Below are 23,556 nucleotides of genomic sequence, written 5' to 3' on the forward strand. Positions count from 1 at the left end.
GATCGGATGACTGTCGTCGACCCGCTGCCCGTCATCGCAGAGTCGCGAACGAGAGACAGGCTCGTTCGCGTTCATGCTTGATGATCAGGCGCTCGGATCGCCGAGACACCACCATCCAGCCAGGCACTGCACACGCCGTCGTCGGCCACCGAGATTCACGAGGTGGCTCACACGATTTGTGGAGAGCGAGACCGAACAGCTGACGTCCAACCCGACGTGAGTACACAAGGATTGCCCTCGCGTGGCCGCGTCACACCCGATTTCGGATGAACGCGCCCGGGGGCCCGAGGAGACTACGTGGCCGATCAAAGCCCGCCCGAAGATGTACAGAGCACGAACGCAGGAAATCCGGAGGACACCGACGCGGTGTCGTCCGCGAAATCCGACGCGGTTTCCGTGCAACCCGACACCATCGAATTGCCGACCAGGCTGCGTGTGCATGCACTGGCGAAAATTCTGGGCGTGACCAGCAAGCAGTTGCTCGTCACTCTCGGTGAGCTCGGCATCGAAGCCCGCAGCGCGCAGTCGAGTCTGAGCCGAGACGTTGCCGAGTCGGTGCGCGATTCGGTGAACGGGCCGACCGCACCCGCCCCCGATGCCTCCGCAGCGGAGTCGCCGGCACCGGATGCGTCGACAGACCAGCAGCCCGGGCCCGCATCGGTAGAGGTGCCGGCCGAGACGGCTCCCTCGGTAGAGGTCCCCGCTGCCGAGGCAACGCTGTTCACCAGCGCGCCCACGGCCGAGCCCGAGGCCGCCCAACCCACGGCCACGACCTTCGCGACGCCGGTGTTCCTGCAGCCGGCAGCGGCAGAGCCCGCAGCAGAATCGGCGGATGCTCCGTCCGAGGCCCCCGCACGGCGTCGACGTAGTCGCAAGGCCGCACCCAAGGACGAGGCACCGTCCGACAACAACGCTGCGTCCGACAAGGCCGCGGACGAGCCCGCGAACGGCGAGTCGCCCGTCGCCGAGAACGTCTCGACGGTCGCCTCCGACACCGCCGCGCAGGACACCGCTGTGTCCGGTGCTCCCGTGTCCGAGTCCGGTGCATCGGATGCGTCGTCCGACGAGTCCGGGGCTTCCTCGGCAGCGGACGGCTCGGGAGACGACGACGACCAGTCTCAGCCCCGTCGCCGTCGGCGCGGTCGCCGCGGTCGTGGGCGTGGACGCGGAGAGCAGTCGTCCGACGACAACTCGACCGACGAGAACTCGACCGACGAGGATTCGGACGACACCGACTCCGAGACGGACAGCGGCACGTCCGCCTCTTCGGCAGACGGCGAGTCCACCGGGGCGGACGCAACCGACGATTCCGATGCGGACGAGACCTCCGGCGACGACCAGCCCTCGAGTTCGGGACGGCGTTCGCGTCGATCGCGGTCACGCGGCCGCGGGTCCGATCGGCAGAACTCCACGACCGACGCCACCGCCGACGGGTCGGACAACCAGGGTGAGGACAGTGACGACGAGTCCGAGTCCGGCGCTCAGGACAACTTCGGCGACTCCGACAACGGTGATTCCGACAACGGTGATTCGGACGGAGACGGCTCGAGCCGTCGTCGTCGGCGCCGCCGCCGTCGTAAGACCGGAGCCGAGGCCGCGGCAGAAGCAGCTGCCTCGTCCGAGGACGACCCGCCCAACACCGTCGTGCACGAACGCGAGCCGCGCAACAAGAGCCGCGCACCGCGCGACGAGGTGCAGGGCATCTCCGGTTCGACTCGGCTCGAGGCCAAGCGGCAGCGTCGCCGTGACGGCCGCGATGCCGGGCGACGTCGTCCGCCGATTCTGACCGAATCGGAATTCCTCGCTCGTCGCGAGTCGGTGGACCGCGTGATGGTCGTTCGCGAGAAGGCCACCCCGGACCATCCGTTGACCACGCAGGTCGCCGTGCTCGAAGACGGCGTTCTGGTGGAGCACTTCGTGACCAGTAGCGCCACCGCCTCGATGGTCGGCAACGTCTATCTCGGCCGCGTGCAGAACGTCCTGCCCAGTATGGAAGCAGCGTTCATCGACATCGGACGTGGTCGTAACGGTGTGCTGTACGCAGGCGAGGTCAATTGGGACGCTGCCGGTCTCGGCGGAAGCGCGCGCAAGATCGAGCAGGCCCTCAAGCCGGGCGATCAGGTTCTGGTGCAGGTCAGCAAGGACCCGGTGGGCCACAAGGGCGCTCGCTTGACGACGCAGCTGTCGTTGGCCGGACGCTTCCTCGTCTACGTTCCCGGTGGCAGTTCCACCGGCATCAGCCGCAAGCTGCCCGACACCGAGCGCAAGCGACTCAAGGAAATTCTGCGCGACATCGTTCCCCCCGAGGCCGGCGTCATCATCAGGACCGCAGCCGAGGGCGTCAGCGAGGAAGAACTCGCGCGTGACGTGACGCGGCTGCAGGCCCAGTGGGCCAGCATCGAAGAGCGGTCCGCGAACGCCGAAACAGGCAAGGGCGTGCAGCCGCAGACGTTGTACGAAGAGCCCGACATGCTGGTGAAGGTCATTCGCGACCTCTTCAACGAGGACTTCTCGAAGCTCGTCATCGAGGGTGACAAGGCGTGGACGACCACGTCGAACTACGTGGAAACCGTGGCTCCGGACATGATGGAGCGCCTGCAGCGATACGAGGCCAACGGCAGCTCCGTGGACGTGTTCGCAGCTCACCGCATCGACGAACAGCTGGCCAAGGCCCTCGATCGCAAGGTGTGGTTGCCCTCGGGCGGCACGCTGGTGATCGATCGCACCGAGGCGATGACGGTCGTCGACGTCAACACCGGAAAGTTCACCGGCTCCGGCGGCAACCTGGAAGAGACCGTCACCCGCAACAACATCGAGGCGGCCGAGGAAGTCGTTCGGCAGATGCGTCTGCGCGACATCGGCGGCATGATCGTCGTCGACTTCATCGACATGGTGCTGGAATCGAACCGCGATCTGGTGCTACGCCGCCTGACCGAGGCGTTGGGCCGTGATCGGACCCGTCATCAGGTGTCGGAGGTGACCTCGCTCGGTCTGGTGCAGATGACGCGCAAGAAGCTCGGCACGGGGTTGGTCGAGGCCTTCTCCACCACGTGCGAGCACTGCCAGGGTCGCGGAATCATCGTGCATCCGTTCCCGATCGACGCCAAGCCGGACTCCGACGGTGGACGCCCGAGCTCGTCACGTTCGGACTCGAACGGTTCGGGCAACGGCAGCAGGCGTCGACGCGGCAAGGACGCCAAGTCCGATGGAAACGATCGGTCCGACAACACCGAGCGGTCGACGCCGAACGGACAGTGGGGCACGACGGACGGGACCGACCACCCGGTGGTCGACCCGTCGATCAAGCGGGCACACCCCGTGGCCCTGGCGATGGCAGCGCACCACGACGACGTGGTCGCCGATGTCAGCCCCGCAGAGGTCTCGCAGGCACCGTCCGGCACCGCCGGCGACAAGGACGAGTCGGTCACCGTGGTCTCGGCGGAGGACGTGGCTGTCGCGGCAGCGGCGAACGAGGACGCGGACGTCGCGCAAGCAACCGTGGACAGCGCGCAGGCTCACGAGCCGGTGCCGGCTGCAGAATCCGTCGGCGACGGCGGTTCCGCGGATACCGGGGCGACGCAGTCCTCCGACGACACCCCCGCCCAGCCGGAGCCGGTGGTGGCCACCCCACGACGGGGCCGACGGGTGGCTCGGAAGGCCGCCGCGCCGACCAGTGCTGCGCCGGATGCCGGTGTGCTGATGGTGGTTTCGGCCACGGCAGACGCCGACGATGGTGCCGACGCAGGTTCGGGTAGCGGTGACACGGTGGCCGATTCAGCGCCGCTGACAGCGGCGGCGGAGCAGCCTGTCGAGCAGGTGGACGTGCCGACCGCACGTCCGCGCAGGAGACGGGCAGCGGCACGTCCGGCAGGCCCGCCGGTGGACATCGATGTGTAGGGGTCGAGGCGGTTTGACCCTGGCCGTCTCTCTGCCGTAACCTTGATAAGTCGCTCCCGGTGACACTGTCTTGTTGTGCCTAGCGGTCCTGCAAGTGGAAACAGTTCTCGAGTGGTTCGGATGCAGTTCGGTCCGGATCGGCCGAATGGGAGCAAGCAAACACGTTTTACCAGACCAGTCGCGGTGCCATGCGCAACGCGAGCAAGTTCGAAGAAGCAAGGGGTAGCCCTCCGATGGCAACGTACGCGATCGTCAAGACCGGCGGAAAGCAGTACAAGGTCGCTGTTGGTGACCTCGTCAAGGTCGAGAAGATCGAGGGAGCGCCCGGCACTGCTGTCTCGCTTGCTCCGGTCCTCGTCGTAGACGGATCCGACCTGACCACAGATGCAGACAAGCTGGCAAAGATCTCGGTCGCCAGTGAGATCGTCGAGCACACCAAGGGCCCGAAGATCCGCATCCACAAGTTCAAGAACAAGACCGGATACCACAAGCGTCAGGGACACAGGCAGAAGCTGACTGTCCTCAAGGTCACCGGCATCAAGTAACCAGGTCTTACCGGACCCGAGTTCTTTTCAGCTGATTCACCCCGAGGAGGGTATGCAACATGGCACATAAGAAGGGTGCATCAAGCTCCCGTAACGGTCGCGACTCGAACGCACAGCGCCTCGGCGTCAAGCGTTTCGGCGGCCAGACCGTCGGCGCAGGCGAGATCCTGGTCCGCCAGCGCGGCACGCACTTCCACCCCGGCGTCAACGTCGGCCGTGGCGGCGACGACACCTTGTTCGCACTCGCTCCCGGCGCAGTCGAATTCGGTGCCAAGCGCGGACGCAAGACCGTGAACATCGTTCCGGTCACTGTAGAGGCCTAGTCCTTCTGCAGCTCGCGCTCACGATGACCGGCACGGCAGGCAACTGCCCGGGTCGGACGTCCACCGCGCACGTTCACAGCTCCCGATAGGGGCGGACCAGGGTCACGAGACCGGTCCGCCCCTATCGCTTTTTTCACCCCGTTTTTCTTCCAGAAAGGATCGAAGACAGCTATGTCACGATTCATCGACCGCGTGGTGCTGCACGTCAGCGCCGGCAAAGGTGGCAACGGCTGCTCTTCGGTTCACCGCGAGAAGTTCAAGCCTCTCGGCGGCCCGGACGGCGGCAACGGCGGTCAGGGTGGCGGAGTCATCTTCGTCGTCGACAGCAACGTCCACACATTGCTCGACTTCCACTTCTCCAGTCATGCGAAGGCCGGCAACGGAACTCAGGGCATGGGCGGAAACCGAGAAGGGGCCAACGGAGAGGACCTGATTCTCAAGGTCCCCGACGGCACCGTCGTGCTCGACAAGAAGGGCAACGTCCTCGCCGACATGATCGGTGAGGGAACGCGTTTCGACGCCGCTCCCGGCGGGCGCGGCGGGCTCGGCAACGCAGCACTGGCGTCCAAGGCTCGTCGAGCGCCCGGTTTCGCTCTGCTCGGCGAAGAGGGCATCGAACGCGAACTCGTCCTCGAACTCAAGTCCGTCGCCGACGTCGGCCTCGTCGGATTCCCGTCGGCCGGTAAGTCCTCGTTGGTTTCGGTTCTTTCCGCAGCGAAGCCGAAGATCGCCGACTACCCGTTCACCACACTGGTGCCCAACCTCGGTGTCGTCTCCAGTGGAGACACCACGTTCACCGTCGCCGACGTCCCCGGACTGATCCCCGGCGCGAGTCAGGGCCGCGGTCTCGGACTGGACTTTCTGCGTCACCTCGAGCGATGCGCTGTGCTCGCACACGTAGTCGATTGCGCGACACTGGATCCGGGCCGTGACCCGATCTCCGACGTCGACGCTCTCGAAGCGGAGCTGGCGGCCTACAAGCCGGCCCTGTCCGGTGATGCCAGCCTCGGTGATCTCGCCGACCGGCCCCGCATCGTCGTACTGAACAAGGCAGACATTCCCGAGGGTGCCGAGCTCGCCGAAATGGTCACCGCGGAATTCGAGTCTCGCGGCTGGCCGGTGTTCACCATCTCCGCAGTGACGCGCGCCGGTCTCAAGCCTCTGACGTTCGCGTTGGCGAAGCTCGTCGAGGATTACCGCACAGCGCACCCGGCACCGGAGCCGCGGCGTCAGGTGCTGCGTCCCGTCGCACGAAACGACGACAGCTTCAAGGTCGTCAAGGATCCGGACATCCCGGACGGCTTCATCGTGCGCGGTACCCGTCCGGAACGGTGGGTGCGCCAGACGCAGTTCACCAATGACGAGGCTGTCGGCTACCTCGCGGACCGCCTCGCGCGGCTCGGCGTCGAGGATGCACTGATCAAGGCGGGCGCTCAGCCGGGCGCGTCGGTCACCATCGGCGACGTGTCCTTCGATTGGGAACCGCAGACCCCGGCCGGTGTCGAGATCACGATGACCGGTCGCGGCACCGATGCTCGACTCGATCAGGTCGAGCGCATCGGTGCCTCCGAGCGCAAGCACGCCCGTCAGGTTCGCCGCGGGCTCGATACCGAACAGGAGTAGACGAGGTGTCGGTGCGTGAATCCGATTCGCCCGCAGAGGCTCTCACCGATACCCGTCGTACGATCGCCGACGCCAAGCGCATCGTGGTCAAGATCGGATCCTCGGCGCTCACCAGCCTCGATGCCGGTCTCGATCTGGCTCGACTGGACCTGTTGGCCGACGCCATCGAGTCGCGGATGCGTAGCGGCACCGACGTGGTCGTCGTCTCGTCGGGCGCGATCGGTGCAGGCATGGCACCACTCGGCCTCACCAGACGCCCGCGTGACCTCGCAACGAAGCAGGCTGCGGCGAGCGTAGGGCAGCTTGCTCTGGTCCACGCCTGGAGTTCGTCGTTCCACCGGTACGGCCGCACGGTCGGGCAGGTGTTGCTGACCGCCGAGGACATCGCGCGGCGAACCAATCACCGTAATGCGCAGCGCACCTTGGATCGGCTACGGTCGCTCGGCGCAGTAGCGATCGTCAACGAGAACGACACCGTGGCCACCGCCGAGATTCGGTTCGGTGACAACGATCGGTTGGCGGCACTCGTGGCACACCTCGTCGGTGCCGACGCGCTGTTCCTGCTCTCGGATGTGGACGGGCTGTACGACGGTGACCCGCGTAAGGGCTCGGCCACGTTGATCCCCGAGGTGACCAGCCCGGAGGATCTGGACGGCGTCGTCGCCGGGTCCGGGGGAGCGCTCGGTACCGGCGGTATGGCCTCCAAACTCTCTGCTGCGCGCCTGGCGGCCGACGCCGGGGTTCCGGTGCTGCTGGCCGCGGCATCCGATGCTGCTCACGCTCTGACGACATCCGCAGTGGGCACCGCCTTCGCGGCGCGCCCGACGCGGTTGTCGGCACGAAAGTTCTGGGTGCGGCATGCGGCCGACGCGGCAGGTGAGCTACACCTCGATGCCGGTGCCGTGCGAGCAGTCGTCGAGCGGCGCAGGTCGTTGTTGTCTGCGGGGATCACGGCCGTGTCCGGTTCTTTTCACGGCGGAGACGTCGTCTCTCTCGTCGATACCGACGGTGTACTGGTGGCCCGTGGGGTCGTCGCCTACGACTCCGGGGAGTTGTCCGGAATGCTCGGGCGGTCCACGGGGGAGTTGGCCGCGGAGCTACAGCGTCCGGTGGTTCACGCGGACGATCTCGTCCGCGCCTGATCGGACGCGTCGGCCAGCGCTGTCGCTGTTTCCGAACAGCCGGTATGCAGTGTGAGAGAGGCGAATTCGTCGCCACGGGTAGAACCCCGATTGACGATGACAACGGGCGTGCCGGTCTTGAACGCGTGTCTGACGAATCGCAGGCCCGACATCACGGTCAGCGAGGACCCCAGCACCAGCAGCGCGTCGCTGCGATCGACGAGGTCGAAGGCCTCGGCGACGCGCGGTTTGGGGACACTCTCGCCGAAATAGACGATGTCGGGTTTGAGTATGCCGGAACAGGATTCGCAATCGACCATCCGAAAATGCGCGGTGGACGAGATGATCGCGTCGGCGTCGGGTGCGATCTCGACGCCCTCGGCCGGAGCAACGGATTCGACGAAGCCGGGGTTGGCTCGATCCAAGCGTCTGGCCAACTCGAACCTCGACACCAACCGCTCGCAGTTCAGGCAGCGCACGCGGGCGTAGACACCGTGGAGATCGATGACGTTGCGGCTGCCGGCCTTGGTGTGCAGCATATCGACGTTCTGGGTGATGATGCCGGTGACGACTCCTGCGCGTTCGAGACGGGTCAGGGCTCGGTGGCCGTCGTTGGGCACTGCCGCGTCCATGTGTCGCCAACCCACGTGATTACGCGCCCAGTAGTGCCTTCTGAACTCGGCATCACCGATGAACTGCTGAAAAGTCATCGGATTGCGCGGTGGTGACTTCGGACCCCGATAGTCCGGAATTCCGGAGTCGGTCGACATGCCGGCACCGGTGAGCACTGCAACAGTTCTTCCGTCCAGCATCGAGAGCAATTGCCGATACGTTTCCGCGGGCGCGGTCGGAGCATTCACCTCGTCCAGGATAGCGAAGAGTCGTGTCACGCATCGACCGACAACGACGACACCGGGCCCGCACCGACGATGCGTCGGTGCGGGCCCGGTGTTGTGACGAAATGCGTTACGCAGGTACCTCGACGAGGGGGTACACGCCGTTTTCGTCGTGCGTCTCGTTGCCGACGACCGGCGGGTTGAACACACACAGCATGCGCATTGTCGTGCGCGGCTCCACGGTGTGACGCTCGTGCCCGTTGAGCAGGTACATCGACCCCGGTCCGAGCTCGTACGTCTGTCCGGTCTCGCGATCGGTCAGCGTTCCTTCACCCTCGATGAGCCACACCGCTTCGACGTGGTTCGCGTAGTGGAAGTTGTTCACCGTTCCGGGCTGGATGGTGGTCTCGTGGAACGAGAAGCCGACCTTGTCACCGCCCAGAATGATTCTCTTGCTGCGCCAGTTGCCGTCCTCGCTCGAGATGTCGCGGTCGGTTCCGGTGATTTCTTCGGTGGTGCGAACGATCATGCGATGTCTCCTTCGATGTCGGTGTGTGCTGGACGCGGCTAGGACAGAACTTTCGCCACTGCACTTTCGATGATGTCCAGGCCGCGGTCGAGCTCGTCGATCGTCGTGGTCAACGGGGGAAGAAGCTTGACGACCTCGTCCTTGGGGCCCGCGGTCTCGACGAGCAGACGCTCGTCGTAGCACAGCTGAGACACCTTGCCGGCCAACTCCGCGTCGTCGAACACCAGAGCCTGGACCATGCCGCGACCGCGAGTCGAGATGCCGTCGAACTTGGCGCACAACTTCATGAACCGATCCTGGATGTGCTCGCCCTTGGCGAGGGTTTCCTTCTCGAACTTGTCGTCGGACCAGTAGTGGTCGATGGCTGCCTTTGCCGTGACGAACGACGGGTTGAAGCCGCGGAAGGTGCCGTTGTGCTCACCCGGTGCCCAGACGTCCAGCTCGGGCTTGAACAGTGTCAGCGCCAGCGGCATGCCGTAGCCGCCGATGGACTTCGACAGGGTGACGATGTCCGGGGTGATGCCGGCTTCCTCGAACGAGAAGAACTGGCCGGTGCGGCCGCAGCCCATCTGCACGTCGTCGACGATCAGCAGAATTTCGCGTCGCGAGCACAGTTCGGCCAACGCGCGCAACCACTCCGGTCGTGCGACGTTGATTCCGCCCTCGCCCTGAATGGTCTCTACGATCACCGCGGCCGGTCGGTTGAATCCACTGCCCGAGTCGTCGAGAACGCGCTCGAACCACTGGAAGTCCTCGGTGACGCCGCCGAAGTAGTTGTCGTACGGCATCGGAGTGGTGTGCACCAATGGAATTCCGGCGCCAGCTCGCTTCATCGAGTTGCCGGTGACCGACAACGCGCCGAGTGTCATGCCGTGGAATGCGTTGGTGAAGTTGATGATTGCCTCGCGCCCGGTGACCTTGCGAGCGAGCTTGAGCGCTGCCTCGACGGTGTTGGTGCCCGTCGGACCGGGGAACTGAACCTTGTAGTCCAAGCCGCGGGGGTCGAGGATGTTCTTCTTGAACGACTCGAGGAACTCACGCTTGGCGACGGTGGACATGTCGAGTCCGTGCGTGATGCCATCGCTGGTGATGTAGTCCACCAACGCGCTCTTGATCATGTCGTTGTTGTGGCCGTAATTGAGTGCGCCTGCGCCACCGAAGAAATCGAGGTAGTCGTTGCCGTTCTCGTCGGTGATGACCGAGTTCTTCGCTGTGGTGAATACGGCGGGCCACTGGCGACTGTAACTACGCACGCCGGACTCGACGGTCTCGAAGACGTCGGGCTTCTCTGTTGTCACTGTGTTCTTTTCGGTCATGTTCTGCTTGTTCCTTTCGTAATTCCGCGATGCGTCCGGGCCTACGGTGTAGAGCTCTTCTGCTTCGTGGCTATCAGGGAAATCGTTGGGCGCGAACAAATCCGACTTGACGATGTCGGTACCTCGCTTGCGTGCGAGGCTGGTGAAGGTTGCGATGGACGCTTCGTTGTCCGGGCTGATCGTGGTTTCGAGGTGCGTGATGCCCTGTGGCTCGAGGCGGTCGAGCAGCTCCATGAGCATGCGACCGGCAAGTCCCTTGCCGCGCTGGTCCGCATCCACGGCGACCTGCCACACGAACAGCGTTCGAGGGGCGTCCTGGCGGATGTATCCGGTGACGAAACCGACTGCGCGGCCGTCGATGTCGGATACGACAGTGGTGGCCGCGAAATCTCGGCACCACAACACGTACGAGTAGCTGGAGTTCAGATCCAGAACTCGTGAATCTCTTGCGATCTCCCAGAGCCGGACTCCGTCGGAGATCTGTGGCTTACGAAACTTCACTGCGTCCGGCGCAGTGAGCGGGGTACCTCTCAGCAATGCAGGCTTCATAGGAAATACGACCGTAACAAGGAGGCGGGAGCATATCGAGTGCGTCGGAGAATCGACGCCCGAATCGGACATGCTTTGCCTGGTTAACCGCCGGTTGTGATGGTGCTCACATATTTCGGGATCGGTTGGCGGTACCCACCTGGCGCGTTTCCAAACCCGCATTCCGAGAAGGCCCTGGTTCGGCGTTGCCGCTATGCCCTATTTGGGCGTTGCCAATGCAAAGGGGAGGATCGCATCCGCTCCCGCAGCCTGCAGTGCAGCGGTTGCACACGTGAACGTCCAGCCGGTGTCGGTGAGCAGATCGACGAGCAGAATCGGCCCGTCTACGGACGATACGTCCGGAACCTCCCACGAGTCCACCAGGCCGGCAACTCGGAAGGCCGAATTCGCGGCCGATACCGAGGGATGTCCCGGTCTGACCTGCATCACTCCCAGGTTCTCCAGCTTGCCGACGGTTGCCAGGCGCTCGGCTACCGAGCGCACCAGCAGCGGGTGGGTGGGGGAGTCGAGGGCCAGCACGGCGGTTGGCCGGTCGGCCCAGTCCCAGTTGGCCAGCACCGAGATGCAGGCCTTCTCCAGCGCCTCAGTGACGGGAGCGTCGGGTGCATCCAGCAGGGCTCGCAAGCGTCCACCCCACCCGAGGTCGGTGAGGCGGCCGAGAACGCGACCCGGTCGGTGCGGGTTGCCGATCTTGCCCGAGAGCGATACACCGAGCTTTTTCATTCCACTGGGCCACTGCTTTCGGGGCTGGAGATCGAGTCCGGGGCGATCGAGCCGGGCCCTCGCAGAGTCGACCGACGTGGCATCGACCGCGGACGAGAGATGCTCGCCCGTGCAGTTGTCGCATCGGCCGCAACGGTCGGACTCGGTGCCGGGTGCGCCGAGATCGGGGTCGTCGAGCTGCCGACGAAGAAATTCCATCCGGCACCCATCGGTGCTCTGGTAGTCGAGCATCGCCTGCTGCTCACGGTCCCTGGCTTGCTCGAGGCGTTCGTAGCGGCTCGCGTCGTACTTCCACGACTCACCGGTGGCCATCCAACCGCCACGGACGCGTCTGACGGCCCCGTCGACGTCCAGGACCTTGAGCACCATCTCGAGCCTGCTGCGATTGAGCTCGACCAGTGGCTCGAGAGCTTGGGTCGACTGAGCCTTGTCGGTATCGAGTGCCTCGATGACCTGTCGCACGAGATGTTCCCGCGGGAATGCGACGGAGGCGAAATAGCTCCAGATCTGCCGGTCCTCGTGGCCGGGGAGTAGTACGACGTCGGCGCGTTCGGTGGCGCGGCCGGCGCGACCGACCTGCTGGTAGTAGGAGATCGGCGAGGACGGTGCCCCCATGTGCACGACGAAGCCGAGGTCGGGTTTGTCGAACCCCATGCCGAGTGCGGAGGTCGCGACGAGCGCCTTGACCCGGTTTGCGAGTAGGTCGGCTTCGAGTGATTCGCGTTCGGTGGGGTCGGTCTGACCGGTGTACGACGCCACGACGTGGCCCTGGTCGGTGAGCAGCGCGGCGAGATCCTTGGCGGCCGAGACCGTCAGCGTGTAGATGATTCCGGAGCCCGGCAGGGTCTTCAGGTGATCGCCGAGCCACGCTGCGCGCTCGGTGGCGTTCTCGATCCGCACCACCGACATCCGTAGTGAGTCTCGTGCGAGTCCGCCGCGTAGGACCAGGGTGTCTCCGCCGCCGACCCCGAGTTGGGCGGCGACGTCGTCGACCACCCGGTCGTTCGCGGTCGCGGTGGTGGCCAGCACGGGTATGCCGTCGCGCAGTTCGGCGATGAGGGTTCGGATCCGCCGGTAGTCGGGCCGGAAATCATGTCCCCAATCGGAGACGCAGTGGGCTTCGTCGACCACGACCAGGCCGGCGTCACCGGCCAACGACGGCAGCACCTGGTCGCGGAAGTCGGGATTGTTCAGCCGCTCGGGGCTGACCAACAGCACGTCGAGCTCACCCGAGTTCACCTGTTGATGGATCTCGTCCCACTCGGTCATGTTGCCCGAGTTGATGGTCGCCGCCCGCACCCCGGCGCGCTGCGCAGAGGCGACCTGGTTTCGCATCAACGCCAGCAGCGGCGACACGATGACCGTCGGTCCCAGACCCTGGGCGCGCAGTAGTTTCGCGGCGATGAAGTAGACAGCCGACTTACCCCAACCGGTCCGCTGGACCACCAACGCCCGCCGACGGTGCACGACCAGCGCCTCTATTGCCGTCCACTGGTCCTCGCGCAACACCGCATCGGGGCCGGCGAGCTCACGCAGCAGCCTTTCGGCGTCTTCGCGCAAGTTGCCTACGGTCGCGTGCGTCGCTGTCGTCATACTGTTCATCGTGCAGCATCGGTACGACAGAGAGCAGAGCCGGCGGTGAGCGACCCGGCATCGCATCGCAACCTCGCGGCCTTGGCAACGGTATTCGTCGGCGGCGCGGCAGGCACTGCTGCTCGCTATGCGATCGAGGAACGTCTCCCGCACACGACGTCGCAGTGGCCTCTCGCCACCTTCGGAATCAACATCGTCGGTGCGTTCGTGCTGGGGTTGCTGCTCGAGTCGCTGCTGCGCAGTGGTCCCGATACGGGTGGACGGCGTCGGCTCCGGTTGCTCGGCGGTTCGGGGTTCTGTGGCGCGTTCACCACGTACAGCACCTTCGCCCTCGAAACGGTCGAGGGTGTCCGGGGCGGATTCACCGGACTGGCGTCGGCATACGCCGTCGTCAGTGTGGTGTTGGGAGTTGTGGCGGCCGGAGCCGGAATCATGTTCGCCAACAGAGTGATCCGATGATCGCGGCCCTGGTGATCCTGGCCGGCGCGCTCGGGTCGGTCGCGCGATTCTTCGTCGATGCGGAGGTGAAGTCACGGCTGAGCTCGCGCACGAGCTTCCCGTGGGCAACCGTCGGTATCAACATCTCGGGCTCGTTCTTGCTCGGGTTGCTGGCCGGCTGGGTGATGCTGCGCGCCGGCTCCACCGATGCGCAGGCAGTTCTCGGAACCGGGTTCTGTGGGGGCTACACCACCTTCAGTACCTCGACCGTGGACACCGTGCGGTTACTGCAGCAGGGCCGTCGGGTCGACGCCGCCGTCAACGCGATCGGCACGCTGGTGGCGTCCGTACTCGCGTGCGGTGGCGGTCTGGCGCTCGCCTCGGCTCTGTAGTCGAGGCGGGCGCCACACTTCAGGCTTGGCTGACGCGCACCATGTTTCCGGCCGGGTCACGGAACGCGGCATCGCGGGCACCCCAGGGCTGACTCGTCGGCTCCTGCAGTATCTCGCCCGTACCCGCCGCGCGGATCCGCTCGAACGCGGCGTCGAGGTCGTCGGCGCGGAACAGTAGTCCCGGCAACTCGCCCTTGGCCAGCAGCGCGGCGAGCTGATCGCCCAGTTCCCGAGAACGGCCTGCGTGCGGCTGCGACAGCACGACCTCGATTTCGGGTTGTTCGCTGGTGGACAGCGTGATCCAGCGGTAGCCGTCGTTGGCCACCTCGCTCTTGACCTCGAGTCCGAGAGCGTCCCGGTAGAACGCTACCGAGGCATCGGGGTCGTCGGTGTAGACGTGAACGTGGCTCAGTGAAAGTGTCATGGATGAAGGCTAGGACGCCCCGGCCGCAGATGCTTCTTCGATTCTGCTCGGCTCGGTCACCGCCGCCGTCGGGGATGTGGGCCCTCGCATCGGGCGTCCGAGAACCATCGCGGTGCAGCTGGGTACGGCGTGGCTGCCACGATGATCGCGGGCGCGGTAGGCGCTCGGTGTCTCGCCCACGATCTCGGTGAATCTCGAGCTGAACGACCCGAGACTGGTACAGCCGACGGCGAAGCATGCCTCGGTGACCGTGACGTCTCCGCGTCGCAGCAGCGCTTTGGCGCGCTCGATCCGTCGTGTCATCAGATGCGCGTACGGCGTCTCGCCGTAGGCCTCCCGAAACCGGCGACTGAAATGTGCAGTGGACATCAGCGCGGTTCTGGCGAGTGAGGGGACGTCGAGCGGTTGCGCGAAATCGCGATCCATTCGATCGCGTGCGCGGCGCAGCAGGCGGAGCTCGGTCGGGTCGTACGCAGTCATCGCGCGTCCGCACCGCGGAGGGATTCGATCTGGGCCCTCGTTCCCGAGGACGCGCTCGCGCCGGCTCCCGTCGCAGCGAAAGCACCTGCGGCGACGGCCCATTGGATGGCAGCGCGGGGTCCGCTCGACCAGGATGCCGCGAGTGCTCCGGCGAATGCGTCACCCGCTCCGGTGGTGTCGACCGCCTCGACCTTCGGCGCGGGTACTTCGAACGATTCCGAGCCGCGATATATCGCGCCTCGTGCGCCGAGCGTGGTGACCACATGTTCTATGTTCTTCGCTCGGCTCCCGATGCGCGCTTCCTCGGCCTCGTTGACCACCAGGACGTCGGTGGCGGCAACGAGAGCGTCGGGCAGATCCTGGACGGGGGACGGGTTGAGCATCGTCACGACGTCGTGGGAGTGTGCGTACTCGAACGCGGCGAGTACGGTCTCGAGGGGAATCTCCAGCTGGCACAGCAGGATATCGGCCTCGTCGATGATTGCCAGGTCGTCGTCGGTGAGCTCGTGTACACCGCCGTTGGCTCCGGCGACGACCACGATGCTGTTCTCGGCTCGGTCATCGACGGTGATGGCGGCGATACCGGACGCTCCCGCTGCGGTTCGCAGAGCATGGTCGTCGACGCCTGCGCTGGTGAGTGTGTGCCGCAGTGTCGGCCCGAATTCGTCGTCGCCGACCGCCCCGACGAAGCTCACGCGAGCTCCCGACTTCGACGCCGCGATCGCCTGGTTGGCACCTTTGCCGCCGGGTGCGGTGTCGAACGAGGTCCCCAACACGGTTTCGCCCGGTTCGGGCAGGGCGGGGGTCCGAGTGATCAGGTCCATGTTGATGCTGCCCAGTACGACGATGCGCGGGCTGCTCGAGCGGGGGTTCGATGCGGACACGACCGAACCCTATCGCTCTCGGCTCGACCGAACGGGTCGATCCCGCCCGGAATTCACAATTGCAGATTGTTGACAATCCGGAATCGGTGGGTGACGATGGCGTCCATGACAGCGTCGACTCGCACCCACCTCAGCCCCGCACTCAAGCAGGCGACCCCGATCGTCGTCGACCACGGAAAGGGCAGCTGGATCATCGGGACCGACGGGCGCAAGTACCTCGACTTCACGACCGGCATCGGCGTCACCAGCACCGGTCACTGCCATCCCCGCGTGGTCGAGGCAGCTCGCGAACAGGTGGGCAAGATCATCCACGCCCAGTACACGACCGTCATGCATCAGCCTCTGCTCGCGCTGACCGACAAGCTCGGAGAAGTGTTGCCTGCCGGGTTGGACAGTGTGTTCTACGCGAACTCGGGATCCGAGGCAGTCGAGGCGTCGATCCGATTGGCGCGCATGGCAACCGGTCGACCGAACATCGTTGCATTCCACGGCGGCTTCCACGGGCGAACGGTGGCGGCTGCATCGCTCACCACGGCGGGAACCAAGTTCCGATCGGGATTCTCGCCGATCATGGGTGGGGTGCACATCGCACCGTTTCCGTATGCATTTCGGTACGGATGGGACATCGACACCGCAGTCGCCTTCGCGCTGAAGGAACTCGACTACCTGTTGATGACGATGTCCAGCCCCGCCGACACGGCTGCGTTCATCATCGAGCCGGTGCTGGGCGACGGCGGGTACCTGCCCACGCCCCCTGCATTCCTCGAGGGCTTGCGCGAACGCGCCGACACCCACGGCATCGTCCTGATCGTCGACGAGGTGCAGGCCGGAGTCGGACGCACCGGAACGTTCTGGGGCCATCAGCACTCGTCGATCACTCCCGACATCCTCATTACCGCAAAAGGACTCGCCAGCGGGTTCCCGATCTCGGCGATCGCCGCATCGGCAGAGCTGATGGGCAAGGCATGGCCGGGGTCGCAAGGCGGAACCTACGGCGGCAACGCCGTCGCTGCTGCGGCGGGAGTCGCTACCCTCGACGTCGTGCGCGAGGAAGGGCTGGTCGACAACGCGGCAGCGCAGGGCCGAGTTCTCCTCGACGGCCTTCTCGCGCTGAAGGAACAGCACCCGGCCATCGGTGATGCTCGGGGACTCGGATTGATGCAGGCGCTCGAATTCGTCGACAGCTCGGGCAATCCCGACGCCGCCGCTGCTCTGCGGGTGCAACAGGGTGCCATCGACGAAGGGCTGCTGTTGCTCACCTGCGGTGCGCTCGGCAACGTGGTTCGTATCATTCCAGCACTGATCGTGAGCGACGACGAGATGACGTTCGGACTCGACGCGTTGTCGCGGACATTGAAGAACGTGCTGTGACAGCAGCCCCTGTTCGTTCCGAGGTGCCCGCACTCGTACAGCGAGTGCGAAGACTGGGCATCGACGTCGACGATTCGTCCCGACGGTTGGCCGAATACTCCTACGACGCGTCGAACTACCGAGTCCCGCCGGCCGCTGTCGTCTTTCCGCGCAGCGCCGACGAAGTGGCTACGGTCGTGTCGCTGTGTGCCGCCGCCGACGTTGTCGTCATCGGGCGTGGCGGCGGTACCTCCATGGCGGGCAACGCAATCGGCCGTGGGATCGTCCTCGACTTCTCGCGCCACATGAACCGGGTGCTCTCGGTCGACACCGAGTCCAGGACTGCCGTCGTCGAGCCCGGAATCGTCATCTCGGAGTTGCAACGTCAGCTGGTGACGCGGACCGACGGTGCCTTCACCTTTGCGCCCGATCCGTCCAGCAAGACCCGCGCGACGGTGGGCGGAGCCGTCGGCAACGACGCGTGCGGTAACCACTCCGTGCGGTACGGACGCACCGCCGACCACACGGTGGCCATGGACGTGGTGACCGCCGACGGATACCTGCTGCGAGTCACCCGCAGTGGTGTGCAGGCGCTGCGAACCCAGGACTCGGCGGCTGTCGCTGCAGCCGAACGTATCTCGAACGAGCTGCGCTCGCTGGTGTCCGACAACCTGGCCCTCCTGCGGGTCGAGTTGGGTCGCATCCCGCGTCAGGTATCGGGATTCCACCTCTCGCATCTGTTGCCGGAGAACGGTTTCGACGTCGCCCGGGCTCTCGTCGGAAGCGAAGGTGCCTGCGCGGTGATCGTGTCGGTGACCGTCGCCGTCGTGCCCGTACCCCCAGCCGCACTGCTGCTGTGTCTCGGATACGACGACGTGGTGGCCGCCGCGGCGGACGTGACGACCATTCTCGAGTTCTCACCCGCCGCCGTCGAAGGAATCGACGACAACATCGCCGGCACGATGGAGTATCGCCGCGGACCGGACTCGGTACGGGGGCTCCCTGCAGGAAATGCCTGGTTGTACGTCGACCTCGACGGGGCCGATGCGACAGAAGTGCAGGACAAGGCATCTCGGTTGCTCGAGGCGCTCGGTCGGCTCGGGCGCGTCAAAGAGGGTCGTATCGTGACCGATGCGGCCGATCGCGCAGCGTTGTGGCGGGTGCGCGAGGACGGTGCCGGTTTGGCGACGCGCCTGGCGAGTGGAGTCGAGTCCTGGGGCGGTTGGGAAGACGCCGCCGTGGCACCGGAAAACCTGTCGGCGTATCTCGCGGACCTGAATTCGCTACTGGCCGAACACGACTTGACCGGAGTGATGTACGGCCACTTCGGTGCCGGCTGCATGCACGTACGGATCACCTTCGACCAACGCACCGACGCCGGACGACGAGTGATGTACGACTTCCTGCGCGCTGCCGCACGCGTCGTCGTCAAGCACGGCGGCAGTCTTTCGGGCGAGCACGGTGACGGCCGCGCGCGCTCGGAGTTGTTGCCGGTCATGTATTCCCTTCGCATGCTCGACGCCTTCTCCCGGTTCAAGCGCATCTGGGACCCCGCGGGAATCCTGAACCCAGGATCGATCACCGACCCCGAACCCCTGATGGACAACCTGATGCTTCAAGGCATTCCGGCCCGGGAGTGGAAGACCAGCTTCGATCTGCACCAGATAGGGTCGCGATCCGATCTGGACCCGTTCGTCCATGCCACCCAATCCTGTGTGGGCGTGGGGAAATGTCGAACGACAACCGGTGGCGTCATGTGCCCGAGCTACCGTGCGACGGGTGACGAGAAGGATTCGACGCGGGGCCGGGCGCGGGTGCTGCAGGAGATGGTGCGCAGTTCTCCGACGGTGGCCGACGGATGGGCATCGAAGGACGTTGCGGAGTCGCTCGATCTCTGCCTGTCGTGCAAGGCCTGCTCCTCGGACTGTCCCGTCGGCGTCGACATGGCCACGTACAAATCGGAGTTCCTCGACCATCACTACGCGAGGCGGCTGCGGCCGCTGTCGCACTACTCGCTCGGGTGGTTGCCTCGATGGCTCGCGGTGACGAAGCGAACGGCACCGCTGCTCAATCGTCTGCTGACACCCCGGGTGTCGGCAGTGGCGGCACGTCTGGGTGGGCTGACCACCGAACGCGCATTGCCTCGGTTCGCGTCGTCGAAGGAACTGGCCGATGCCGTCCGAGTCGGCGGTGGCCGCGACGCCGATGTGGTGCTCGTCGTCGACACGTTCACACAAGGTTTTCGCCCCGAGGTCGCGGGTGCGGCACAACGCGTTCTCGAAGACTCCGGACGCACCACCGAATGCCGAACGGATGTGTGTTGCGGTTTGACGTGGATTTCGACGGGTCAGCTGAAGTCCGCTCGCAAGCAGCTGACGAAAGCCGTTGCGGCGCTGGACGACGGTACCGACAGGCCGATCGTCGTGACCGAACCGAGCTGTGCGGCCGCGTTCCGTAAGGACATGCCCGAACTGGTCCCCACGGACGCGGCGAGGAGGGTCGCGGCACGCGTCCAGAGCTTCGCCGGAGCGGTGATCGATCAAGCAAGCGCGGGCTGGCAGCCCTCGGGCGACATGCCGGCTGCGGTCACGGTGCAGACTCACTGCCACGAGTACGCCGTCTTCGGCGATGCAACGCAGCGCCGAGCCCTCTCCGCCGTGGGCATCGAGTCGGTACGTGAGGCCACCGGATGTTGCGGTGTAGCAGGTAATTTCGGTTTCGAGAGTCGGCATTACGAGCTCAGCATGGATGTCGCCGAGCAGGCTCTCGCGCCCGCGTTGCGGGCCACCGAACCCGACACTCCTGTTCTGACCGATGGATTCAGCTGTCACATGCAGGTGCGCCAACTGACCGGTGACTCGGGCGACGATGCATCCGTACACCTGGCACAGATACTCGATCCACGTTCGACGAAAGGACCGCGGCCATGACCGCCAGCTCGACCACCAGCCTCACGCGTCCGCGCATCACCTCTCCCACAGACTGTTTCATCGGTGGTGAGTGGGTGCCGTCGGTATCGGACGCCCGATTCGATGTCGTGGACCCGGCCACGGGCGAGGTCATCGCCACGGTTGCGGACGGCGGTATCGCGGACGCAGAGAAAGCGCTCGCTGCAGCCGTCGACTCCGCGGCGGAGTGGGCGGCCACTGCACCGCGAGTGCGAAGCGACATACTGCGGACGGCATACGAGATGATCATGGCCCGCTCGGAGGAGCTCGCTGCGATCATCACCGCCGAGATGGGTAAACCGCTCGCCGACGCGCGCGGCGAGGTGGCGTACGGAGCCGAGTTCTTTCGCTGGTTCTCGGAGGAAGCGGTACGCATCTCGGGTGATCACACCCTGACCGGAGACGGGAAGAACCGCATCGTGGTCACCCGCGCGCCGGTCGGGCCCTGCATTCTCGTCACGCCGTGGAATTTTCCGCTGGCCATGGGAACTCGCAAGATCGGGCCTGCCCTTGCGGCAGGCTGCACCGTCGTGTTCAAGCCCGCCGAGCAGACGCCGCTGACCGCACTTGCGCTGGTGCAGATTCTGCACGAGGCGGGAGTGCCTGCGGGCGTCGTCAACATCGTGCCGACCACCGATGCGTCGGGTGTCGTGGGGTCGTGGATGAGCAGCGGCGCTGCCCGCAAGATCAGCTTCACCGGATCCACGGCGGTGGGCAAGATTCTGCTCGAACAGGCAGCGGCGACGGTGATGCGGACGTCGATGGAGCTGGGCGGGAATGCACCCTTCGTCGTCATGGACGATGCAGACCTCGACCGCGCCGTCGACGGAGCCATGGTTGCCAAGATGCGCAACATGGGCGAAGCATGTACCGCAGCGAACCGGTTCTTCGTTCACCGCAGTGTGGCACAACGCTTTTCGGGTGCTTTGGCCGACCGAATGGGCGCGCTGAGGGTGGGCGCGGGCGCTTCTCACGGGACCGAGGTGGGGCCGCTGATCGACGACGCAGGCCGGGGCAAGGTCCAGGCTCTGGTCGACGATGCTCTCGCGCGCGGTGCCCGCGCCGTCGTCGGTGGTGCGGCCCCGGACGGGCCGGGCTACTTCTACCCACCGACCGTCCTGACCGATGTCGATACCGAATCGGATCTGATGTCCCAGGAAATATTCGGACCGGTGGCCGCCATCGTTCCCTTCGACACCGAGGACGAGGTCGTCGCGCTGGCCAACGACACCGAATGGGGACTGGTCGGATACGTGTTCACCCAGGACATCGATCGGGCTCTGCGAATGGGGGAGCGCCTCGAGGTGGGCATGGTGGGGCTCAACACCGGGCTGGTGTCGAATCCGGCAGCCCCGTTCGGTGGTGTCAAACAATCGGGACTCGGCCGCGAGGGCGGGAAAGTCGGAATAGACGAGTTTCTGGAGTACAAATACTTCGCGATTCCCCGCAGCTGAGGAAGGTTCTGATCATGCCCGGTTCGAGACGCCTGACACCGATCGACGCACGCAACACGTCGATGGTGATCGCGGATCAGATTCGCGATCGCATCATCGACGGGTCCTACGCGCCCGGAGAACAGATCAACGAGGCGAATGTCGCGGCGGAGCTGGAGATTTCACGTGGCCCCGTGCGAGAGGCGTTGCAGCGTCTGAATCAGGAGGGACTGCTCGTCAGCTACCGCAACCGCGGTGTGTTCGTCGTCGAGCTCAGCAGCGGCGACGTCGCGGAGATCTACCAGTCTCGCGCAGCGATCGAGGTCGGTGCGGCATGGACTCTGGTACATGGCGATCGTGCGCAGCTGATCAAGACCGCCGACGAACTCTCGGCCATCGTGATGCAGATGCAGCCGTTCATCGATCGGGCGGATTGGCGTGGCCTCGCCGAACGCGACCTTGCCTTTCACACTGCCCTGGTAGCGGCCACGAGGAACAGTCGGATGTCGCGTATGTACGCCACGCTGGCGGCCGAGGCACGCATTTGCATGGCAAATCTCGAAACTGCTTACTACCGTCCCGAGGCTCTGGTCGAGGAACATCAGCTGATCGTCGATCTGCTGCTGGGATCGGATTGGGATGCGCTCGAGAAGGGCGTCCACGAACACATGGACACTGCCGTGCACGATCTGACGCGAGCCATGGTCGACGAACACTCCGAGCAATCCGTACTCGCATCACCCGGGTAGAGCCTTCGGGCGCAACACAGCTTTAACACGGCAGCCCTTGCTCCCCGCCGGCACCGGCGGATAGCCTGATTGTCAACAATCTACTAAAAGACCTCCCGAAGGGGGTGCCCGTGAACGCCTCATCCGACGATGCCTACGTCACCGCAATCGGACCCGTGCAGACTCCAGGACGGGCTGCTCCCGGCCTGGCCCGCTACCCGGACGTACCGAACAGCACGCCCATCACGTTCACCGACGAGGAATACGCCGACCGGCTCGCAGCCGTCCGTCGGCGCATGGCGTCGCAGAACCTGACTGCGCTGATCGTCACCGACCCCGCGAATCTCTACTATCTGCTGGGCTACAACGCACTCTCGTTCTATACCCCGCAGATGCTGTACGTGCCGCTGGACGGCGAGCTGTACTTCTTCGCTCGCGAGATGGATGCCAACGGTGCGTTCCGTACATCGTGGTTGCCGCAGGACCACACCTTCGGATACCCGGAGACGTTCGTTCAGCGCAGAGACACCCACCCGTTCGTCTGGGTAGCCGCCAAGCTACGAGAGTTGGGGTTGGTCAACAACTTCGAGCACGGTCAAGTGGGACTGGAGATGGACTCGTACTACTTCAGCCCCAAGGCCTTCGAGGCGCTCGTCAAATCGCTACCCGAGTACCGATTCACCGACTCCTACGAGTTGGTCAATTGGATCCGCGTGGTCAAGTCGCCGGCCGAGATCGCGTTGATGCGCGGTGCGGCGACGGTGTGCGAGGCCGCGATGTCTGCTGCGCACCACGCGATTTCGGTAGGAGAACGGCAGTGCGATGCCGCTGCCGCCATCATGAACGCACAGGTACGCGGCACAGCCGACTTCGGCGGCGATCACCCAGCCATCGTGCCGATGCTGCCGACCGGGGCAGGAGCGGACACTCCGCACCTGACGTGGTCGGATCAACGGTTCGTCCGCGGCGAGACCACCGTCGTCGAACTGGCCGGCGTGTTCCGGCGGTACCACATTCCGATGGCCCGCACGATCGTGCTCGGCAAGCCGAGTCCGCGTCTGAAATACCTCGCGGAATCCACCGGTGAAGCGCTGAACGAGGTACTGGCAACGGTCCGCCCCGGGGTCACCGCAACCGAGCTGGCTCAGGTATGGAACACCAGCCTGGCCAAGCACGGCCTCCACAAGCCGTCGCGCATCGGCTATTCGATCGGCGTTGCGTACGCCCCCGACTGGGGCGAGCGCACGGTGAGCCTACGCACCGACGACGAGACCGTCCTGGCCGAGAACATGACCTTTCACATCATCGGCGGAATGTGGATGGACGACTACGGATACGAGGTGTCCGAAGCAGTCCGAGTCACCGACACCGGCGTCGAAACATTCACCGCATACCCCCGAGAACTACTGACGAAGGAGTGAGAC

19 protein-coding genes and 1 pseudogene are annotated in these 23,556 nt (G+C 65.3%); 12 read left to right on the plus strand and 8 right to left on the minus strand.

Going from position 1 to position 23,556, the window contains the following annotated elements; translation table 11 throughout:
- Positions 1–297: 297 nt before the first annotated feature.
- The 5 genes from ASH04_RS08660 (at position 298) to proB (ending at position 7,530) form a co-directional block, all read left to right on the plus strand.
- Positions 298–3,897: a translation initiation factor IF-2 N-terminal domain-containing protein gene (locus tag ASH04_RS08660; RefSeq protein WP_057473294.1), complete on the plus strand. Its 3,600-nt coding sequence runs from the start codon at positions 298–300 to the stop codon at positions 3,895–3,897.
- Between the two features lie 233 nt (positions 3,898–4,130).
- On the plus strand, positions 4,131–4,442 hold the full coding sequence (gene rplU / locus ASH04_RS08665) for a 50S ribosomal protein L21 (RefSeq protein ID WP_027497555.1): 312 nt from the start codon (positions 4,131–4,133) through the stop codon (positions 4,440–4,442).
- A 59-nt stretch (positions 4,443–4,501) separates the two neighbouring features.
- Positions 4,502–4,765 (plus strand): 50S ribosomal protein L27, encoded by a 264-nt coding sequence (rpmA, locus tag ASH04_RS08670; protein WP_027497554.1) that lies wholly within the window; start codon positions 4,502–4,504, stop codon positions 4,763–4,765.
- Positions 4,766–4,936: 171 nt separating this feature from the next.
- Positions 4,937–6,388, plus strand: coding sequence for a GTPase ObgE (gene obgE / locus ASH04_RS08675; RefSeq protein ID WP_032368196.1), 1,452 nt, complete (start codon positions 4,937–4,939; stop codon positions 6,386–6,388).
- A gap of 62 nt (positions 6,389–6,450) precedes the next feature.
- Positions 6,451–7,530 carry a glutamate 5-kinase gene (gene proB, locus ASH04_RS08680; protein ID WP_371831437.1) on the plus strand — a complete coding sequence of 360 codons (1,080 nt, stop codon included), beginning with the start codon at positions 6,451–6,453 and terminating at the stop codon, positions 7,528–7,530.
- Here proB and ASH04_RS08685 read toward each other — a convergent pair.
- The 5 genes and pseudogenes from ASH04_RS08685 to ASH04_RS08700 all read right to left on the minus strand — a co-directional run bounded on the left by ASH04_RS08685 (position 7,503) and on the right by ASH04_RS08700 (position 13,055).
- The gene (locus tag ASH04_RS08685; protein WP_032368456.1) at positions 7,503–8,321 is read right to left on the minus strand and encodes a Sir2 family NAD-dependent protein deacetylase; all 819 of its coding nucleotides are present in this window, start codon (positions 8,319–8,321) and stop codon (positions 7,503–7,505) included. The genes proB and ASH04_RS08685 overlap by 28 nt on opposite strands.
- Before the next feature lie 154 nt (positions 8,322–8,475).
- Positions 8,476–8,874, minus strand: a complete 399-nt coding sequence (locus ASH04_RS08690) for an ectoine synthase (protein WP_027497550.1) — start codon at positions 8,872–8,874, stop codon at positions 8,476–8,478.
- A 38-nt stretch (positions 8,875–8,912) separates the two neighbouring features.
- Positions 8,913–10,190: a diaminobutyrate--2-oxoglutarate transaminase gene (gene ectB, locus ASH04_RS08695; protein ID WP_045841368.1), complete on the minus strand. Its 1,278-nt coding sequence runs from the start codon at positions 10,188–10,190 to the stop codon at positions 8,913–8,915.
- Positions 10,191–10,238: 48 nt separating this feature from the next.
- Positions 10,239–10,901 (minus strand): annotated as a pseudogene (gene ectA, locus ASH04_RS27150) (diaminobutyrate acetyltransferase); the annotation flags it as partial.
- Between the two features lie 36 nt (positions 10,902–10,937).
- Entirely contained in the window at positions 10,938–13,055 is a 2,118-nt protein-coding gene (locus tag ASH04_RS08700) for a RecQ family ATP-dependent DNA helicase (protein ID WP_057473295.1), read from the minus strand.
- Positions 13,056–13,100: 45 nt separating this feature from the next.
- On the opposite strand from ASH04_RS08700, the gene ASH04_RS08705 reads away from it, so the two are divergent.
- Together ASH04_RS08705 and crcB are read left to right on the plus strand one after the other, a co-directional pair.
- Positions 13,101–13,514, plus strand: coding sequence for a CrcB family protein (locus ASH04_RS08705; protein WP_080729950.1), 414 nt, complete (start codon positions 13,101–13,103; stop codon positions 13,512–13,514).
- A complete protein-coding gene (crcB, locus tag ASH04_RS08710) occupies positions 13,511–13,885 on the plus strand; it encodes a fluoride efflux transporter CrcB (RefSeq protein ID WP_027497547.1) in 375 nt (124 codons plus the stop codon). Before ASH04_RS08705 ends, crcB begins: the two co-directional genes overlap by 4 nt.
- A gap of 19 nt (positions 13,886–13,904) precedes the next feature.
- Here the strand turns inward: crcB and ASH04_RS08715 are convergent, their stop codons facing one another.
- From ASH04_RS08715 to ASH04_RS08725, 3 genes are read right to left on the minus strand one after another with little or no spacing between them, the layout of a single operon-like run.
- Positions 13,905–14,309, minus strand: coding sequence for a VOC family protein (locus ASH04_RS08715; RefSeq protein WP_027497546.1), 405 nt, complete (start codon positions 14,307–14,309; stop codon positions 13,905–13,907).
- Positions 14,310–14,318: 9 nt separating this feature from the next.
- Positions 14,319–14,789: a helix-turn-helix transcriptional regulator gene (locus ASH04_RS08720; RefSeq protein ID WP_027497545.1), complete on the minus strand. Its 471-nt coding sequence runs from the start codon at positions 14,787–14,789 to the stop codon at positions 14,319–14,321.
- A complete protein-coding gene (locus ASH04_RS08725) occupies positions 14,786–15,673 on the minus strand; it encodes a ribokinase (protein WP_082519200.1) in 888 nt (295 codons plus the stop codon). Before ASH04_RS08725 ends, ASH04_RS08720 begins: the two co-directional genes overlap by 4 nt.
- A 105-nt stretch (positions 15,674–15,778) precedes the next feature.
- Here ASH04_RS08725 and ASH04_RS08730 point away from each other — a divergent pair, with 105 nt between their 5' ends.
- From ASH04_RS08730 to ASH04_RS08750, 5 genes are all read left to right on the plus strand, one after another.
- Positions 15,779–17,044: an aspartate aminotransferase family protein gene (locus ASH04_RS08730; RefSeq protein WP_057473458.1), complete on the plus strand. Its 1,266-nt coding sequence runs from the start codon at positions 15,779–15,781 to the stop codon at positions 17,042–17,044.
- Entirely contained in the window at positions 17,041–19,953 is a 2,913-nt protein-coding gene (locus ASH04_RS08735; protein WP_082519201.1) for an FAD-binding and (Fe-S)-binding domain-containing protein, read from the plus strand. Before ASH04_RS08730 ends, ASH04_RS08735 begins: the two co-directional genes overlap by 4 nt.
- A complete protein-coding gene (locus ASH04_RS08740; protein ID WP_057473296.1) occupies positions 19,950–21,425 on the plus strand; it encodes an NAD-dependent succinate-semialdehyde dehydrogenase in 1,476 nt (491 codons plus the stop codon). Before ASH04_RS08735 ends, ASH04_RS08740 begins: the two co-directional genes overlap by 4 nt.
- A 14-nt stretch (positions 21,426–21,439) precedes the next feature.
- Positions 21,440–22,153, plus strand: a complete 714-nt coding sequence (locus ASH04_RS08745; RefSeq protein ID WP_230590991.1) for a GntR family transcriptional regulator — start codon at positions 21,440–21,442, stop codon at positions 22,151–22,153.
- A gap of 221 nt (positions 22,154–22,374) precedes the next feature.
- Complete coding sequence (locus tag ASH04_RS08750; protein WP_057473460.1) at positions 22,375–23,553, plus strand: M24 family metallopeptidase; 1,179 nt, start codon at positions 22,375–22,377, stop codon at positions 23,551–23,553.
- Positions 23,554–23,556 lie beyond the last annotated feature (3 nt).

The sequence above is a fragment of the Rhodococcus sp. Leaf233 genome (assembly GCF_001426165.1).
GTDB lineage: Bacteria > Actinomycetota > Actinomycetes > Mycobacteriales > Mycobacteriaceae > Rhodococcoides > Rhodococcoides fascians.